Raw genomic sequence first — 17579 nt, forward strand, 5'->3', positions numbered from 1 at the left:
TGGATGGAAAGGGGTGAGTGGGTTCGCGTCGACCGCCGGGTCCTTCAGGCGGCGGTCGCGCGGGCGCGCTCTCGAATCAGGCGGCACGAAAAACATGAATATGAAAGGCACGGCAGATCACAGCACCGGTTCGCCCGAACCGGCGGCGGCTGTCAGCGTCCGCGGTCCGGCGGCGCATGCTTCATTCCCCGGGGCCGCACGACGTCATCCTCCCCCTGAATGACCCAGGACGGGCCGCCCGGCGGATTCGGCGCGGCTTCCGTCCCACCGGCGTCTGAACGACGCTTCCACATGAAATTCGAGTTCGCTGCCCACGGGTTGGCGCGACGGCGTGCGCACGCGCTTTCCCGCGCTGCGCCGCCCGGCATGCCGCCTGATCGGCGAGCTCGACTTCCATGATTCGATAACCCGCGATCGTCGCCGTGCAGCGTGTCGTCCGACACGGGCGGCGTGCGGTCGTGTGATCGCGACGTGTGTCGCGCGTGTCGTGCAGAGCCGTTGAGCAGTTAAGTTAGATATCCGAATCAAGTAGCGGGGCGTCGCGAGACGGGAGACAAGGAAGGTGGAGACGGTCAGCTCCCGGCCGCGTTCGCTGTTGCGTCATCCAGCACATGTGAACCGAGGGAAAACAAGATGAACAAGTCGTTCAAGTCGATCTGGAACGAAGCACTGGGGGCGTGGGTTGCGACGTCCGAGCTCGATCGTGCGCGCGGCAAGCGCGTGGCGTCGTCGAGGAGTGCGGGCGAGCAGGCTGCCCACGAAGGCGCCGCCGCGAGCATGGCAACGCCGCCTGGGTTGTCGCCCCGGCGACTGGTCGTGATGATGGCGGCCGCGTACCTCGGACTGTTTCAGACGGGCGCCCACGCGCAGTACTCGGCGGGTGGCGGCTCCGCGACGGGCGGCGCCAGTTCGACCGCGGTCGGCAACGGCGCGCTTGCCTCGCAGACGAATGCGACCGCGTTCGGCAACCTGGCGACGGCGGCGGGCCTGTCGTCCACGGCGATCGGCCCGGGTGCGCACGCGATGGCGGATGGCGGAACGTCCATCGGCATCAACTCGCAGGCGACCGGTGTCAATAGCGTGGCGATGGGCGTGCAGGCGCTCGGTTCAGGGGCTTACGCGGTTGCGCTCGGCAACCTGTCGAGCGCGACGCAAAGCGGCTCGGTGGCGCTCGGTAGCGGTGCGGCGGCGACCGGCGTGTCCGCGATCGGGCTGGGCAACAATGCGCTCGCGTCGGGCCAGTATGCGGCGGCACTCGGGCTCGGGGCGAGCGCGGCGGGGGCGCAAAGCATCGCGCTAGGCTATGCGTCGCATGCCGACCTGACGGGCGCGGTCGCCCTCGGCAACCAGTCGACCAGCTCGGGCGCGGCCGGTGTCGCCGTGGGCAGCGGCGCGCTGGCTTCCGGAAACTCGGCGGTGGCGATGGGCGTCAACAGCGGTGCGAAGGGCACGTCGTCGATCGCCATCGGCTGGGGCGGCACCGCCGGCGTGCCGGGCTCGGGCACGCAGTCTCTCGGCACCAGTTCGATTGCGATGGGCTCGGGGACGACGGCCGGCGCCAACAACGCGGCCGCATTCGGCCTGAACGCGAATGCATCGGGCGTCAGTTCGATCGCGATGGGCGTGCAGTCGACCGCGACGCAGCAGTTCAGTGTTGCGCTCGGCGATCTCGCGCTCGCGACGGGCACGTCGGCCAGCGCGCTTGGCTCCGGCGCGACGGCCTCGGCGCTGAATTCAACCGCGATCGGCATCAACAGTGTGGCGGCGGCGACGTCGACCGTCGCGATCGGCGACAGCAACTCGGTCGCCGCGGGTGCAGGTGCCGGCTCGATCGCCGGCGGCAACTTGTCGAAGGTCCTGGGCGGTACCGGCGCCGTCGCGCTCGGCTTTGGCCAGACCGTCAGCGGCAACGGCGCGGTCGCCATCGGCGACCCGAGCACCGCGATCGGCACCGGCGCGGTCACGGCCGGTTCGAACAACACCGCGAACGGCGACGGCGCGGTGGCGATCGGTAATTCGAACAACGCGCAAGGCACCGGCTCGCTCGCGCTCGGCAATACGTCGACGGCGGCAGCGGCGGGCGCGGTGGCGTTCGGCGCGTCGGCCGTGGCGACCCGTGCAAACGACGTCGCGCTCGGCTCCGGTTCGGTGACGGCCGCGCCGAATCCGACCGCGACCGGAACCATCGGCGGCGTCACGTACACGTTCAACGGCGTCAATCCGGTCAGCGTCGTCAGCGTCGGCGCGGTGGGAACCGAGCGTCAGATCACGAACGTCGCGGCAGGGCGGATCAGTCCGACGAGTACGGATGCGATCAACGGCTCGCAGCTCGATGCGACGAACCAGGCGGTGAATTCGCTGTCGACGTCGACGTTGTCCAGCATCACGTCGTTGTCGACCGGGGTTTCGTCGTTGTCGACGGGGTTGAGCTCGACCAACAGTTCGGTCGCGTCGCTGTCGACTTCGACGTCGACCGGCATCGGTTCGCTGTCCACCGGCCTGAGCGCGACGAACAGTTCGGTGACGTCGCTGTCGACGTCCACGTCGACGGGGCTGTCGTCGGCGAATAGCGCGATCACGTCGCTGTCCACGTCGACGTCGACCGGCATCAATTCGCTGTCCACGGGCCTCAGCTCGACCAACAGTTCGGTGACGTCGCTGTCGACGTCCACGTCGACGGGGCTGTCGTCAGCGAATAGCGCGATTACGTCGCTGTCGACTTCGACGTCGACCGGCATCAACTCGCTGTCCACAGGCCTCAGTTCGACGAACAGCTCGGTGACGTCACTGTCGACGTCCACGTCGACGGGCCTGTCGTCTGCGAACAGCGCGATCACATCGCTGTCGACGTCGACGTCGACCGGCATCAATTCGCTGTCCACGGGCCTGAGCTCGACCAACAGCACGGTTACTTCGCTGTCGACCTCCACGTCGACGGGTCTGTCGTCGGCGAATAGCGCGATCACGTCGCTGTCGACTTCGACGTCCACGGGCATCGGTTCGCTGTCCACCGGCTTGAGCTCGACCAACAGCGCGGTCACGTCGCTGTCGACCTCGACGTCCACGGGCATCAGCTCGCTGTCGACCGGCCTGAGTTCGACGAACAGCACGGTTACGTCGCTGTCCACGTCGACCTCAACGGGCATCAGCTCGTTGTCGACCGGCCTGAGCTCGACGAACAGCACGGTTACGTCGCTGTCCACGTCGACGTCCACGGGCATCAGCTCGTTGTCGACTGGCCTGAGCTCGACGAACAGCACGGTTACGTCGCTGTCGACTTCGACGTCCACGGGCATCGGTTCGTTGTCGACCGGCTTGAGCTCGACGAACAGCGCGGTCACGTCGCTGTCGACGTCGACGTCCACGGGCATCAGCTCGCTGTCGACCGGCCTGAGCTCGACCAACAGCACGGTCACGTCGCTGTCCACGTCGACGTCTACCGGCATCGGCTCGCTGTCCACCGGCCTGAGCGCGACGAACAGCAACCTGACGTCGCTGTCGACCGCCACGTCGACGGGCATCAGTTCGCTGTCGACGGGCCTGAGCTCGATCGTGAACAACAACACCAATCTCGGCAACAGCACGGCCGGCGCGATCGGCGGCGGCTCGACCTACAACCCGACGACCGGCACGATTTCGGCGCCGTCGTACGTGACGTACAACAGCGACGGCTCGACGATCATCAACAACAGCGTCGGCTCGGCGATCGACAACATCAACGCGCACGGCATCAAGTATTTCCACGCGAACTCGACCGCGCCGGACAGCCAGGCGATCGGCGTCGACAGCGTCGCGATCGGCCCGAACGCGATCTCGCTCGTGAACGGCAGCATCGCGCTCGGTTCCGGTTCGGTCGCGGATCGGCCGACGGCGCCGTCGTCGGGCATCATCCGTAACGGCACCGCGGCGATCCCGTTCAACACGACGGACCAGACGCTGCTCGGCGCGGTGTCGGTGGGCGACACGACGAACCGCACGTATCGCCAGATCACCAACGTCGCGGACGGCACCGGGCAGCAGGACGCTGTGACGGTACGGCAGCTTACCGGTGCATTGCAGTCGTTCGCGGTCACGGGCCAGAAGTACTTCCACGCGAATTCGACGGCCGGCGACTCGCTCGCGGTCGGCGCGGAATCGGTCGCGGTCGGGCCGACGACGGTCGTCAACGGCGACAACGGCGTGGGCATCGGCAACGGGGCGATCGTCGACCAGACCGCACCCGGCGGCGTCGCGATCGGGCAGGCCGCGAGTTCCGCGCAGGCCGATGCGATCGCACTCGGCAGCGGTGCGTCGGCCCTCGGCGCGCAGTCGGTCGCGCAGGGTGCCAATGCGTCGGCGGTCAGCGTGGGCAGCGTCGCGCTCGGTTCCGGCGCGCACAGCACCGCGACCGATGCGCTCGCGCTCGGCGCTGGCGCATCGGCGACGTTCGCGAACAGCGTCGCGCTGGGCGCCGGTTCGCTGACCACGGTCGGCGCGCTGACGAACTACGTCGCGTACGGCCTGAGCAGCCCGCAGTCGTCGGCCGGTGAAGTCAATATCGGCAACCGGCAAATCACCGGCCTGGCCGCCGGCAAGAACGGCACGGACGCGGTGAACGTGTCGCAGCTCGACTCGGTCGCGAACCAGCTGACGACGCTGATCGACAAGCGCACGACCAATCTCGGCGGGCAGTACACGACGAACCCGCCCGGCGGCAACGTGCCGCCGGGGGCGAGCGGTTCGAATTCGTCGGCGGGCGGTTCGGGGGCGGTCGCATCGGGCTCGAACAGCACGGCGGTCGGCAACGCGTCGACGGCGTCCGGCAACGGCTCGACGGCGATCGGCGTCGGCTCGACCGCATCGGGCAACAACTCGACGGCGATCGGCACGGGCAGCAACGACGGCGGCCGCTCGAACGTCGTCGCGGTCGGCTCGGCGGATTCGCCGCGACAGGTCGTCAACGTCGCGGCGGGCACGCAGGGCACGGATGCGGTGAACGTGAACCAGCTGAATGCGGTCTCGAACCAGTTCACGCAGTCGCTGAACACGGTCAACAACCAGCTCACGCAGATGCAGCAGCAGATCCAGCAGACGGATTCGATGGCGCGTGAGGGGATCGCCGCGACGGCCGCGTTGGCGTCGATCCCGCACATGGACCGCGACTCGAACTTCGCGATGGGGGTCGGTACGGCGACGTTCCAGGGTCAGAAGGCCATGGCCGTCGGCGTGCAGGCGCGCCTCACGGAGAACCTGAAGGCGACGCTGAACGGCGGCTTCGCCGGCAGCCAGCGCGTCGTCGGCGCGGGCGTGCTGTATCAGTGGAAGTAATCGCGCGCGGCGGTCCGTTCCGGCACGCGTTGCCGGAGCGGACCGCGTCGAACGCAACCGCACGCGGATGCGGCCGCGCCATCGCGCCGCACGCGCTGCGCCCATCGCATTTTCGGAGTAATCAAGTGAAAAACATCCATCTTGCCCTGCTGGCGTCCGTCGTTTCCCTCGCTGCCTGTTCGAGCGCGTCGGGGCCGACGTACAACGCATACGAACTGCAGTCCCGTGACGGCATCCGCACCTTCCGCGTCGACTGTCACGGCATTCTGTCGAGCGCGCAGACCTGCATGAAGGTCGCGACGCGCATGTGCGGCAACGAGGCCGTGCGCGTGGTCGATTCCACGACGCCGTATCGCGACGGCGCCGATCCGCACGCGATGGTGTTCCAGTGCGGCGCGGCACCCGCGCCGGTCGCGGCCGCTGCCGCGCCGGCGCCCGCCGCGGTCGAGAAGGTGAGCCTCACCGGCGATGCCTATTTCGCGACCGACTCGGCCGTGCTGACATCGGCCGCCACCACCGCGCTCGACAAGCTGCTGAACCGGCAAGGCGACAGGCATTTCGCGCGCGTGGAAGTGGACGGTTATACCGACGCGACCGGCTCGGATACGCACAATCAGGCGTTGTCGAAGCGTCGGGCCGATGCTGTCGCGGGGTATCTGCGTGAACACGGGCTGAAGGCGGATTCGTTTGCCGCGACGGGGCATGGAGAAGCCAATCCGGCGGCATCGAACGATACCGTCGAAGGGCGGGCGCGCAATCGCCGGGTGGAAATCTCGCTGCAGAAGTAAGACGTGGCGACCGGGTCGCCGCATGCGTGACCGTCGAAACCGGACGGCTCGCTTGCGGCGGCGGCGGTGCCGTGCGTGGATGCGCGACGTCGACGAAGGCAATGCGTCACGCGGTGCGTGCGCAACGTCGCCGTCGTCGTCGCATGGACAACGCTGCCGCACGGCGACTTGCGTCCGGCACGCGGACCATCTCCGCACCGGGCAGCCGATCAGTGCCTGATCACGCAGACGGCCACGATTTCGTATCCGGGGTCAGCATGCGTGTTTGCCGCTTTTTCGGCTTCCTCATACGAACCGAAGGACGTGGCATTTTCAATCGCCGGTGCCATGCCGATATCGCCGTCCTCGGCGGTGCAGAGGAACTGCTCGCCGGTTTTCACGACGTACACGGACATCATGATTCCCTCCAGGGTTTGCAGGGGGATATTCCAGTCTAGCAGGCAGGAAGGCGGGCGGCGGTGGTCCGACCGTCGGTCGGCGCGAATCGGTGAGCAACGCGGCGCGGAGGCCGTCGCGCTCAAAGCCGTGCACAATACCGGCATGCGCGCCCCCGACCTTGAATGCCTTGTCACCGTTACCATGCCCTTCGGAAAATACAAGGGCCGACTCCTTGCCGACCTGCCCGGGCCTTACCTCAACTGGCTGGCACGCGAAGGATTCCCGCGCGGCGAACTCGGCCGACAGCTCGCGCTGATGCACGAGATCGACCACAACGGTCTGAGGGAACTCCTGGCGCCCCTGCGCAAACCCGGCTATCCAGCCGCCGATGCTGACATAAAATAACAAAAGGCTCTGTCGCGGATAAGCCGCTGGCAAAAGAGGGGTGCCAACATGAGACGCCTTTATTTTCTCGTACCCGATACGCAGATGGCGAAGGCGATCGTCGATGACCTGCTGCGCGCTCGCATCATCTGGCGCCATATTCACGTTCTCGCCGATCACAGCGTCACGCTCGATCAGTTGCCCGAAGCATCTCTGCTGCAAAGCAGCGATGTCGTGCACGCGCTCGAGCGAGGCGTCGCACTCGGCGGCGCGACAGGCGCGCTTATCGGTCTCGTCGCGCTGGTATTTCCTCCAGCGCAGCTCGTGATCGCGGGGGGCGCCGTCGTCGGATTGACGGTGGCGGGCGCGGGCTTCGGCGCGTGGACGGCCGCGATGATCGGCATTGCCGAACCGAATGGGCGACTCGCGCGCTTTCGCGAGGCCATCCGCGAAGGCCAGATCCTGATCATGGCCGACGTGCCGCCGCTGCGAGAGGAGGAAATCTCGCAGATGGTCGCCCAGCATTTTCCCCAGGCGGACATGGAAGGCGGCGAGCCCACGACGCCGATCTTCCCCTGACAGCGAAAGCCGGCACACGCGAACACCTGCGCTCATCGACGCGATTCGTCGGACGCGTGTTCGCGTTACCGCGACCGTGGGCGGCATGGCGTTGCGTTTTGACGCGGCCGCCCGTGGCGTTACCGAATCGCGGGGCGAACGTGTCGCGGTGCGTTGCGCCGGCTCCGGCTCCGGGGCCGGCGATTCCGAATCGCACACGGAACACACTTTTTGACGCGAAGGGCGCGTTCTGAACCTGAGTGCTGAAGCTGAACCATCAGCAAGGAGGTCATATGGAACTGCACATGCAATCGCACCATTGGGAACGGCGCACGCCGGACTGGGTCTCCGCGGCGGTGGCCGGCCTGGCGGGCGGTGCGCTGGTGATCGCGCTGGAATTCTTCTGGTCGACGCTGGTGCTCCATGAAAGCCCGTGGCGACCGACCCACAAGATCGCGGCGATGGTGATGGGCCGCGGTGCGCTCAGCCAGTTGTCGCAATTCAGCCTTGAAATCGTCGCGATGGCGCTGCTGCTGCACTACGTGCTCGGCGCAATCATGGGGATGATGCTCGCCGCGATCATGGCGCCTTTCCGGTTCGATTCGAGCGTGGGCATGGAGGCGGTGATCGGGCTGGCCTTCGGGCTCGTCGCGTACCTGTGGAACTTTTATGTGATGACGGCCGTGTTCCCGTGGTTCATCTCGGAGCGCGGTTCCGGCCCCTTGCTGGCGAACCTGCTGTTCGGCGTGGTTGCCGCCGTCGCCTATGGCCAACTGGAGCGATGGCGCAGGCCGAGCAGGATGGAGTGACGCGGCGCTTTTGTTGACGCCGCGCCGGCCTGAACACCCGTCGGCCCCGATAGACGGCCGCGTCGGCAATTCCTGCCGGCGGCGGCCGTTTTTGCATCGCATCGCCGCATGCGACGCCGCCGTTCGCGCGGTTCGTGCGCGGCGTGCGCTTCCGGGTTGCGCCGCCTTGCACGATGCAGGGCCGAGGACTACCTTTTCTTAAGAGCCGTCGTGGGCAGGCGTCGCGAAGCGGTCCCGGCACAGGTGCCGGCGCAGACGATACGACGAATGCGACATGCGCCGACGCGGCGCGACGACGCCAGCAGCGTCGTGTCGGCGGCTCGGGTGCGTGACACGCAGCGAGGCGGCCTATGGCCCTTGCGATTGCTCTGGTCCTGATCATCGCAGTGGCGGTGGGGTTTCACTTTGCCAGTCCGTGGTGGATCACGCCGATCGCGTCGAACTGGGTGCGCATGGACGACATGCTGACGATCACGCTCGTGATCACCGGCGCGTTCTTCATCGCGATCAACCTGTTCATCGTGCTCGCCCTGGTGCGCTATCGCCATCGCAGCGGTCGTCGCGCCGCCTACGAGCCGCACAACAGGCGGCTGGAATGGTGGCTGATCGGCCTGACCTCGGTCGGCGTGGCCGCATTGCTGGCACCGGGGCTCTTCGTCTATGCGGACTACGTACGACCGCCGCACAAGGTGCTGCAGATGGAAGTGCTCGGCCAGCAATGGCAATGGCGCTTCCGCTTCGCCGGCCCCGGCGGCAAGCTGGGCACGACGGACGTGCGCTACATCAGCAACGACAACCCGTTCGGCCTGAACCCCGGCGACCCCAACGGCCGCGACAATTACCTGATCGACGCGTCCGAAGTGCACTTGCCGCTCAACCGGCCGGTCCAGGTGCTGGCACGGTCGCGCGACGTGCTGCACGACTTCTACGTGCCGCCGTTCCGCGCGCGGATGAACATGGTGCCGGGCATGGTGACCACCTTCTGGTTCACGCCGACCAAGGCCGGGCGTTACGACATCCTGTGCGCGCAGCTCTGCGGCATCGGGCACTCGAACATGCGCGGCGTGGTGGTGGTGGAAGACGAAGCATCGTTCGCGCGCTGGCTCGCGCGGCAGCCCACATTCACGCAGCGGCAGCAGGCGAACGTGCAGGCCGCACCGGCCGCCGCGGGCGGTAGCGCCCAGGCGCTGGCCGACCAGGGCAAGGCGCTCGCGGCGGCCAAGGGCTGCGTCGCCTGCCATACCGTGGACGGCACGCCGCGCGTGGGCCCCACGTGGAAGGGCCTGTACGGCAAGACCGAAACGATGGCCGACGGCAGCACCGCGAAGGTGGACGACGCCTATCTGCGCGCGTTCATCAGCAACCCGACGGCCCGCGTCGTGAAGGGTTTCTCGCCGATCATGCCGCACTTCGACCTGAGCGATCAGGAACTGGCCGCCTTGGTGGCCTATATCAAGGCGCAAGCCGGGCCGGACGCCAGCAGCGCGGCGCAGCGCTAGCGGAGCACACCCCATGACCTACGCGCACTCCGATCACGGCCCGCAGAGCTTCTGGACCCGCTACGTCTGGAGCCAGGACCACAAGGTCATCGCCGTGCAGTACGCGCTGACGGCCATCGCCATCGGCCTCGTCGGCCTGGTGTTGTCGAACCTGATGCGGCTGCAGCTCGGCTTTCCGGGCAAGTTCGCGTTCATCGACGCGAACCACTACTACCAGTTCGTCACGATGCACGGGATGATCATGGTGATCTACCTGCTGACGGCGCTGTTCCTGGGCGGCTTCGGCAACTACCTGATCCCGCTGATGCTGGGCGCGCGCGACATGGTGTTCCCGTTTCTCAACATGCTGAGCTACTGGGTCTACCTGCTGGCCGTGCTGGTGCTGACCGCGAGCTTCTTCGTGCCGGGCGGGCCGACCGGCGCGGGCTGGACGCTGTATCCGCCGCAGGCCATCCTGCCGGGCACGCCGGGCGTGGAATGGGGCATCGTGCTGATGCTGGTGTCGCTGGCGATCTTCATCGTCGCGGCGACGATGGGCGGCCTGAACTACGTCACCACTACGCTGCAGGCGCGCACGCGCGGCATGACGCTGATGCGCATGCCGCTCACGGTGTGGGGCATCTTCACCGCGACCATCATGGCGCTGCTGGCGTTTCCGGCGCTGTTCGTGTCGGCGGTGATGATGCTGTTCGACAAGACGCTCGGCACGAGTTTCTTCGTGCCGGCCGTGGTGTCGATGGGGCAGACGCTCAACCATGCCGGCGGCAGCCCGCTGCTGTTCCAGCACCTGTTCTGGTTCTTCGGGCATCCGGAGGTCTACATCGTCGCGCTGCCGGCGTTCGGCATCGCGTCGGACCTGATCAGCACGCACGCGCGCAAGAGCATCTTCGGCTACCGGATGATGGTGTGGGCGATCGTCATGATCGGCGCGCTGAGCTTCGTGGTCTGGGCCCACCACATGTTCATCGCCGGCATGAATCCGTACTTCGGCTTCTTCTTCGCCACCACCACGCTGATCATCGCCGTGCCGACCGCGCTGAAGGTCTACAACTGGGTGCTGACGCTGTGGCGCGGCGATATCCACCTGACCGTGCCGATGCTGTTCGCGATCGGCTTCATCAGCACCTTCGTCCTCGGCGGGCTGACCGGGCTCTTCCTCGGCAACGTGAGCGTGGACATTCCGCTGTCGAACACGTACTTCGTGGTCGCGCACTTCCATATGGTGATGGCCGTGTCGCCGATCCTGGTGGTGTTTGGCGGCCTCTACCACTGGTATCCGCTGGTGACGGGCCGCATGCTGAACGACACGCTCGGGCGCCTGCACTTCTGGTTCACCTTCGTCGGCACCTATGCGATCTACTTCCCGATGCATTATCTCGGCGTGCTCGGCATGCCGCGGCGCTATTACGCGTATGAAGGCTACAGCTTCATTCCGCATTCGGCGCAGACGCTCAACGCGTTCATCACCGTCGTGGCGCTGATCGTCGGGGTGGCGCAGCTGCTGTTCCTGTTCAACCTGGCGTGGAGCCTCACGCACGGCAAGCGGGCCGACGGCAACCCGTGGCGGGCCACCACGCTGGAATGGCAGACGCCGCAATCGCCGCCCGCGCACGGCAACTGGGGCGCGGCGCTGCCGGTCGTCTATCGCTGGGCCTACGAATACAGTCCGGCGGGGCAGGAGGAAGACTTCGTCCCGCAGAACCGGCCGCCCGCGACGGCGCCCGAGCCCGCGCCGGCCCGGCCGACGCTTCACTCCGGCGAGGCACACGAATGACCACGCTGCCGCGCCCCTTCGGTCCCGACGCGCAACCGGTCTTGCCGAATGCGGGCCGCACGGGCCTGATCGTCTTCATGGCGGTGGCCACGACGTTGTTTTCCCTGCTGCTGCTCGCCTATGGGATGCGCATGCGCGAGCCCGACTGGCAGCCGATCCCGCATCCGGCGCTGCTGTGGTGGAACACCGGTGCGCTGGTGCTGGCCAGCATCGCGATGCAGCGCGCCCGGCGGATGACCTTGCGCCGCGCGGCGTGGCTGGTATCCGGCGGCGTGCTGGCGGCGCTGTTCGTGATCGGGCAACTGACCGCCTGGCGCGTGCTGTCCGCCGCCGGGCAGACCGTCAACGTCAATCCTTCCAACAGCTTCCTGTACCTGCTCACCGGCCTGCACGCGTTGCATGTGCTGGGCGGACTGGTGGCCTGGGTCGTCACGATCGCGCTTGTGCGGCGCGCGGACCCGTTCCGGGCCCAGCGCGCCATTGCGCTGTGCGCGACCTACTGGCATTTCCTGCTGGCTGTCTGGCTCGTGCTGCTGGCGGCGATGTGGTGGATGACCCCCGCGATCGTCGCCGCCATCTGCGGGCCGCTGTATGGAGCCGCGCCATGACCGTGCCCACGCTCCCCACCGAATCATCCGTCGGCGAATCGGCCGACATCGCCCCCGCCGACACCGGGCCCGACGGCTGGCGCGGCATCGTCACCGACTGGGCGGGCGACCGCGAAGCCTTCAAGGTGCCGTGGGGCAAGGCGATGATGTGGATCTTCCTGCTGTCGGACACCTTCGTCTTCAGCAGCTTCCTGATCGGCTACATGTCGGTGCGCATCTCGACCACGGCGCCGTGGCCCGACACGTCCAAGGTATTCGGGCTCACGGTGGGCGGCGTGGATGTGCCGTTGCTGCTGATCGCCATCATGACGTTCATCCTGATCAGCAGCAGCGGCACGATGGCGATGGCCGTCAACTTCGGCTACCGACGCAACGCCAAACGCGCCGCCGTGCTGTTGCTGGCGACCGCGCTGCTGGGCGCGGCCTTCGTGTCGATGCAGGCGCTCGAATGGACCAAGCTGATCGTCCATGAAGGGATCCGCCCGTGGGGCAACCCGCTGGGCGCGGCGCAGTTCGGCGCGTGCTTCTTCACGATCACCGGATTCCACGGCTTTCACGTGACCTGCGGCGTGATCTACCTGCTGCTGATCGCACGCAAGGTGCTGCAGCCGGGGTTCACCGAGCACGGCAACTTCCAGATCGTCGAGATTGCCGGCCTGTACTGGCACTTCGTCGACCTGGTGTGGGTGTTCATCTTCGCGCTGTTCTATTTGTGGTGAGGCAGGCCATGGACCATACCGATCCCGCCGATCGACCCGAGGCCGCGCACGGCCAGCAGCATCCGATCGGCGTCTACCTGAAAATCTGGGGCTTGCTGTTCGTTCTGAGCACGTTGTCGTACCTGGTGGACTACTTCCACGTGCAGGGCCTGCTGCGCTGGGTGCTGATCGTCGTGCTCATGATCGCCAAGGCCGGGCTGATCGTGTCGATTTTCATGCACATGATGTGGGAGCGGCTGGCGCTGGTGTACGCGATCCTGATACCGCCGCTGTGCCTGCTGGTGCTCATGGTGCTGATGGCCGCCGAAGCGCATCACACGTTCAGCATGCGGGAACTCTTCTTTCACTGATCCCAGCGCATCCGTTCAAGGGAGACTCTCATGAAATTTTCGCGCCGACGTTTCCTTACAGCCACCACCGTGCTGGCTTCCGTGCTGGCCGTGGGCCGTCGCGCGGCGGCGGCGGATGCCGTTGCCGTGCAGGAATCCGATGCCAACGCGCAGGCCCTCGGCTACAAGACCGACGCCAGCCGGGTCGACCGTAAGAAGTTCCCGAAATTTCAGCCGGGCGAGGCCTGTGCGAATTGCCAGTTCTACCAGGGCAAGGCCGATGCCGCGATGGCGCCGTGCGCCATTTTCGGCGGCAAGCAGGTCAATGCAAAAGGCTGGTGCAGCGCCTATGCGAAAAAGGCGTAACGAGCAGGGCTGCCCGCGCGGCGCACCGGATCGAGCACATACAATGTGAGCGTCCGTCGGCCTGCGCTTCGCCATGACCTGGGTGACGCGCGGGCCGCTCCGCCCGCGACCCGCCAAGGCCAACATGGAAATCAAATGGATCGAGGACTTCCTCGCGCTCGCTCAATATCAAAGCTTTTCCCGCGCGGCTGAATTTCGCAACGTCACGCAGTCGGGCTTCAGCCGTCGCATCCAGTCGCTCGAGCAGTGGATCGGCGCGGAGCTGATCGACCGCAGCAGCTTTCCGCCGGTGCTGACGCCGGCGGGCCGGCTGTTTCGCGAGACGGCCGAAGACGTGCTCAGCCGCCTGTTCGACACGCGGGCCATCATCCGCACCGAGCAACGGATTGCCGGCAAGAGCCTGCAGATCGCCGCGGGCCACACGATCGCGCTGAGTTTCCTGCCCGGCTGGCTCAAGGCGCTCGCCCCGCATTTCGGCGAAGTGCGGGCGCGCGTCATTCCGACCAACGTCCATGACTCGATCCTGATGCTCGTCAACGGCAACTGCGAGCTGATGTTTGCCTATCACCATCCCGAGCTGCCGCTCCATCTCGACCCGGCGAAGTACGAGCACCTGACGGTCGGCCTCGACACGTTGATGCCGGCATGCCGGCCGAACCGGCGCTCGGCGCCCGCGTTTCGCCTGCCCGGCACGAAGCAGAGCCCGCTGCCGCTGATCTCCTATACGGAAACCAGCTACTTCGGCCGCTGTCTCGCGCTGCTGCTCGGCCGTGCCCCCGATACGCCGGCCTTGCAGCTGCACTACGAGTCGGACATGGCCGAGGTGCTGAAGAAACTCGTGATGGAAGGCGAGGGCGTCGCGTGGCTGCCCCGTAGCGCAATCGTCGCCGAGCTGGCGGCCGGCGAACTCGTCCCGGCCGGGCCCGCGGCGTGGAACCTGGAAGTCGAATTGCGCGTGTATCGCGACGTGTCCAACCGCAGTGAATTCCTCGACACGCTGTGGCAGCACCTGCGCGCGGCGCCTTCCCGGCTCGGCTGAGTCAGGGTTTTCCCGCCTTATGCGGGACTCGCATACCGCCATGTTGCACCGGCATCACGGTTTTATCGACCGTCCCTACCATTCGTTCCAACGGCAATCGTGACGCGTGACCGGCGTCGCGCGGCCTTCTTCGCAGCGCTCGTCCGCCTCCGGCGGCAGGGCGCCACCCAAGGACGAATGGACATGAAAAATCGCCTTACCTTCAGCATTGCAGTCGGCATGATCCTCGGTGTCGTCGCCGGTTATGCGTGCCACACCCACATCGCGGATCCGGGCACCCTCAAAACCGTTGCCGGCTATTTCTCGATCGTCACCGACATCTTCCTGCGCCTGATCAAGATGATCATCGCGCCGCTGGTGTTCGTCACGCTCGTGTCCGGCCTGGCCGGCATGGACAGTGGCGAGGACGTCGGCCGCATCGGCCTGCGCTCGATCGGGTGGTTCGTCTGCGCGTCGCTGATTTCGTTGAGCCTGGGCCTCGTCATGGCCAATGCGCTGCAGCCGGGCGCGGGCCTGAACCTCGCGGCATCCGCCGGCGAGGTCGACACCGGACTGAATACCGCCGCACTGAACGCGCGGGACGTGATCACGCATGCGTTCCCGACCAGCCTGCTCGACGCGATGGCGCGCAACGACATCCTGCAGATCCTGGTGTTCTCGGTCTTTCTCGGCATCGGGCTGAGCGCGCTGAAGCACGACAAGCGGGTCGGCGTCGTGATCCAGTCGATCGACGGCATGGTGCCGGTGATGCTGCGTCTGACCAACTACGTGATGCGCGCGGCGCCGCTCGGCGTATTCGGTGCGATCGCCGCATCGGTCACGTTGCGCGGGCTCGACGTGATCTATACGTATGGCAAGCTGATCGGCGCGTTCTACCTCGGCTTGCTCGTCCTCTGGACGCTGCTGATCGGCGCCGGCTACGTGTTTCTCGGGCGGCGCGTCGGCAGCCTGCTGAAGGCCGTACGCGAACCCGCGCTGATCGCATTCTCGACCGCGAGCAGCGAGGCCGCCTATCCGCGCCTGACCGAGCAGCTCGAGCAGTTCGGCGTGGACAAGAAGGTGGTGGGCTTCACGCTGCCGCTCGGTTACGCGTTCAACCTGGACGGTTCGATGATGTATCAGGCGTTTGCCGCGATCTTCATCGCGCAGGCGTTCGGCGTGCACATGCCGGTGTCGGAGCAGGTCTTCATGTTGCTGGTGCTGATGTTGAGCAGCAAGGGGATGGCGAGCGTGCCGCGCGGCTCGGTGGTCGTGGTCGCGGCGGTCGCGCCGATGTTCCATCTGCCGGTGGCCGGCGTCGCGATGATTCTGGCGATCGACCAGATTCTCGACATGGGCCGCACGATGACGAACGTGATCGGCAACAGCGTGGCGACGGCGGTGATCGCGAAGTGGGAGAGCCGGCGCGCTGCGAAGTCGCAAGCCGCCGTATTCGATCAGCCGGAGCTGAACACATGATGCACACGAATGGCGTGAATGCCCGGCGCAAGTTCGGCGTGGTCGGCGGCCTCGGACCGCTGGGCAGTGCCGACGTGTTCTTCAAGATGGTGAAGGCGACGCCTGCGTCGTCCGACGAGGAGCACGCCGAGATGCTCTTCGAGCAATACCCGTTCAAGGGCTCGGGGTCGGGCAGCGCGGCGACCATCGAACGCAAGCTGTACGTGTTCGACATGATCCGGGCGTTCGAGAAGCGTGGCGTGACGACGGTCGTGCTGCCGTGCTTCCTGAGCCACACGTTCATCGACGAGCTGAAGGCGAACACGCGCCTGCCGATCGTGGATATCGTCGAAGCGGTGCGCAGCCATGTGCGGCGCAAGTATCCCGACGCGACGCGCATCGGCGTGCTGGCGTCCGACTACGTGCGGGCCAAGCGACTCTTCGAAGCGTATTTCCCGGCGCCGCAATTCGACATCGTCCATCCGCGGTCGCCCGACGGGATCGACCTCGTGACCGAAGCGATCTACGGCCGCGACGGCATCAAGCGCGGCAATCTCCGAGGCCGTCCGGTCGAACTGCTGCGCCGCGCGTGCGAGGACCTTGCCGATCAGGGCGTGCAGGTCATCGTCCCGGGGCTGACCGAGATCGCGCTGGTCGCCGATGAAATCGGCCCGCAGCGCGTGCCGCTCGTGGATGCGAACCTCGCGTATGCGCAGTACGCGGTGGCCGGGCAACCGGGTTCGCGCGCGGCGACGTTCAAGATCGGCGTGGTCGGCGGCGTCGGCCCGGCCGCGACGGTCGATTTTCTGGACAAGATCGTGCGCAACACGCCGGCATCGCGCGATCAGGACCATATCAAGCTGCTGGTCGAACAGAATCCGCAGATTCCCGATCGAACCGAGAACCTGGTGGGCGCCGGCGCGGATCCGACGATCTCCCTGTACGCGACCTGCAAGAAACTCGAGGATGGCGATGCCGACGTCATCGCGATTCCGTGCAACACCGCGCATGCGTTCGTCGAGCGGATTCAGCCCTGGCTCGGCATTCCGATCGTCAACATGCTGACCGTCACGGTCGCCCACCTGCGCGACGCCTATCCGGCGCTGCGGGAGGTCGGTGTGCTGGCCACGTCCGGCACGATCGAAAGCGGGGTCTACCAGAAGGCGCTGGAATCGCAGGGACTCCGGCAAGTGGCGCCGGGGCCGGCGTTGCAGGCGCGCGTGATGGAAGCGATCTACGGCAGGCAGGGTGTCAAGGCCGGCTTCACGACCGGACGGTGCGAGGAAGATATCGGCGCGGCCATCGACGCGTTGATGGACGAAGGCGTGAGCGTGATCGTGCTCGGATGCACCGAACTGCCGATCCTGCTGCCGGGTGGGGAATATGTGGCGCGGAACGGGCGCCGGGCGACGCTCGTCGATCCGACCGACGTGCTTGCCCGCACGTGCATTGCGTATGCGACGGCGGCGAGGTAACACACGCGGGTCCGTTCCAATGCGCGGCAACGCGACTGATCCGTTTCCCTCGGTTGCCGCGCTCCGCTCCGACGAACCGGATCGCGCAGAACCCGACCGCCCCGCAGTC

Annotated in this window: 15 protein-coding genes; 14 read left to right on the forward strand and 1 reads right to left on the reverse strand. The window is 66.7% G+C overall.

Annotated features, from left to right (window positions below; all coding sequences use genetic code 11):
- Positions 1-633: 633 nt before the first annotated feature.
- Entirely contained in the window at positions 634-5307 is a 4674-nt protein-coding gene (locus tag ACVK00_RS25845) for a YadA-like family protein (RefSeq protein WP_284890905.1), read from the forward strand.
- A gap of 125 nt (positions 5308-5432) precedes the next feature.
- The gene (locus tag ACVK00_RS25850; protein WP_354123363.1) at positions 5433-6095 is read left to right on the forward strand and encodes an OmpA family protein; all 663 of its coding nucleotides are present in this window, start codon (positions 5433-5435) and stop codon (positions 6093-6095) included.
- 209 nt (positions 6096-6304) lie between these two features.
- Here ACVK00_RS25850 and ACVK00_RS25855 read toward each other — a convergent pair whose 3' ends face one another.
- Entirely contained in the window at positions 6305-6493 is a 189-nt protein-coding gene (locus ACVK00_RS25855; protein ID WP_006756519.1) for a hypothetical protein, read from the reverse strand.
- Positions 6494-6635: 142 nt separating this feature from the next.
- Between ACVK00_RS25855 and ACVK00_RS25860 the strand changes: the two genes are divergently transcribed.
- From ACVK00_RS25860 to cuyB, 12 genes are all read left to right on the forward strand, one after another.
- Complete coding sequence (locus ACVK00_RS25860; protein WP_105786177.1) at positions 6636-6878, forward strand: DUF3820 family protein; 243 nt, start codon at positions 6636-6638, stop codon at positions 6876-6878.
- Positions 6879-6926: 48 nt separating this feature from the next.
- Positions 6927-7436: a DUF1269 domain-containing protein gene (locus ACVK00_RS25865; protein ID WP_228910267.1), complete on the forward strand. Its 510-nt coding sequence runs from the start codon at positions 6927-6929 to the stop codon at positions 7434-7436.
- A 272-nt stretch (positions 7437-7708) separates the two neighbouring features.
- Entirely contained in the window at positions 7709-8224 is a 516-nt protein-coding gene (locus ACVK00_RS25870) for a hypothetical protein (RefSeq protein WP_166724107.1), read from the forward strand.
- A gap of 350 nt (positions 8225-8574) precedes the next feature.
- A complete protein-coding gene (locus tag ACVK00_RS25875; RefSeq protein WP_228910265.1) occupies positions 8575-9723 on the forward strand; it encodes a c-type cytochrome in 1149 nt (382 codons plus the stop codon).
- 13 nt (positions 9724-9736) lie between these two features.
- On the forward strand, positions 9737-11497 hold the full coding sequence (gene ctaD, locus ACVK00_RS25880) for a cytochrome c oxidase subunit I (protein ID WP_284890907.1): 1761 nt from the start codon (positions 9737-9739) through the stop codon (positions 11495-11497).
- Positions 11494-12105 carry a cytochrome c oxidase subunit 3 gene (locus ACVK00_RS25885; protein ID WP_284890908.1) on the forward strand — a complete coding sequence of 204 codons (612 nt, stop codon included), beginning with the start codon at positions 11494-11496 and terminating at the stop codon, positions 12103-12105. Before ctaD ends, ACVK00_RS25885 begins: the two co-directional genes overlap by 4 nt.
- Positions 12102-12824 (forward strand): heme-copper oxidase subunit III family protein, encoded by a 723-nt coding sequence (locus ACVK00_RS25890; protein ID WP_284890909.1) that lies wholly within the window; start codon positions 12102-12104, stop codon positions 12822-12824. Before ACVK00_RS25885 ends, ACVK00_RS25890 begins: the two co-directional genes overlap by 4 nt.
- A gap of 8 nt (positions 12825-12832) precedes the next feature.
- On the forward strand, positions 12833-13174 hold the full coding sequence (locus ACVK00_RS25895; protein ID WP_284890910.1) for a cytochrome C oxidase subunit IV family protein: 342 nt from the start codon (positions 12833-12835) through the stop codon (positions 13172-13174).
- 30 nt (positions 13175-13204) lie between these two features.
- Entirely contained in the window at positions 13205-13519 is a 315-nt protein-coding gene (locus tag ACVK00_RS25900; RefSeq protein WP_284890911.1) for a high-potential iron-sulfur protein, read from the forward strand.
- Between the two features lie 124 nt (positions 13520-13643).
- Complete coding sequence (locus tag ACVK00_RS25905) at positions 13644-14558, forward strand: LysR substrate-binding domain-containing protein (RefSeq protein ID WP_284890912.1); 915 nt, start codon at positions 13644-13646, stop codon at positions 14556-14558.
- 183 nt (positions 14559-14741) lie between these two features.
- Positions 14742-16016 (forward strand): dicarboxylate/amino acid:cation symporter, encoded by a 1275-nt coding sequence (locus ACVK00_RS25910; protein WP_284890913.1) that lies wholly within the window; start codon positions 14742-14744, stop codon positions 16014-16016.
- Positions 16013-17470: a cysteate racemase gene (gene cuyB / locus ACVK00_RS25915; protein ID WP_284890914.1), complete on the forward strand. Its 1458-nt coding sequence runs from the start codon at positions 16013-16015 to the stop codon at positions 17468-17470. The genes ACVK00_RS25910 and cuyB overlap by 4 nt, the downstream gene beginning before the upstream one ends.
- The last annotated feature ends 109 nt before the right edge of the window (positions 17471-17579 follow it).

The sequence above is a fragment of the Burkholderia sp. PvR073 genome, from assembly GCF_054055695.1.

Excerpts from the sequence above, each read along its gene's own strand:
- ACVK00_RS25845 (WP_284890905.1), top strand. The coding sequence starts at position 634 with ATGAACAAGTCGTTCAAGTCGATCTGGAACGAAGCACTGGGGGCGTGG.
- ACVK00_RS25855 (WP_006756519.1), bottom strand. The coding sequence starts at position 6,493 with ATGATGTCCGTGTACGTCGTGAAAACCGGCGAGCAGTTCCTCTGCACC.
- ACVK00_RS25860 (WP_105786177.1), top strand. The coding sequence starts at position 6,636 with ATGCGCGCCCCCGACCTTGAATGCCTTGTCACCGTTACCATGCCCTTC.
- ACVK00_RS25865 (WP_228910267.1), top strand. The coding sequence starts at position 6,927 with ATGAGACGCCTTTATTTTCTCGTACCCGATACGCAGATGGCGAAGGCG.
- ACVK00_RS25870 (WP_166724107.1), top strand. The coding sequence starts at position 7,709 with ATGGAACTGCACATGCAATCGCACCATTGGGAACGGCGCACGCCGGAC.
- ACVK00_RS25875 (WP_228910265.1), top strand. The coding sequence starts at position 8,575 with ATGGCCCTTGCGATTGCTCTGGTCCTGATCATCGCAGTGGCGGTGGGG.
- ctaD (WP_284890907.1), top strand. The coding sequence starts at position 9,737 with ATGACCTACGCGCACTCCGATCACGGCCCGCAGAGCTTCTGGACCCGC.
- ACVK00_RS25885 (WP_284890908.1), top strand. The coding sequence starts at position 11,494 with ATGACCACGCTGCCGCGCCCCTTCGGTCCCGACGCGCAACCGGTCTTG.
- ACVK00_RS25890 (WP_284890909.1), top strand. The coding sequence starts at position 12,102 with ATGACCGTGCCCACGCTCCCCACCGAATCATCCGTCGGCGAATCGGCC.
- ACVK00_RS25895 (WP_284890910.1), top strand. The coding sequence starts at position 12,833 with ATGGACCATACCGATCCCGCCGATCGACCCGAGGCCGCGCACGGCCAG.
- ACVK00_RS25900 (WP_284890911.1), top strand. The coding sequence starts at position 13,205 with ATGAAATTTTCGCGCCGACGTTTCCTTACAGCCACCACCGTGCTGGCT.
- ACVK00_RS25905 (WP_284890912.1), top strand. The coding sequence starts at position 13,644 with ATGGAAATCAAATGGATCGAGGACTTCCTCGCGCTCGCTCAATATCAA.
- ACVK00_RS25910 (WP_284890913.1), top strand. The coding sequence starts at position 14,742 with ATGAAAAATCGCCTTACCTTCAGCATTGCAGTCGGCATGATCCTCGGT.
- cuyB (WP_284890914.1), top strand. The coding sequence starts at position 16,013 with ATGATGCACACGAATGGCGTGAATGCCCGGCGCAAGTTCGGCGTGGTC.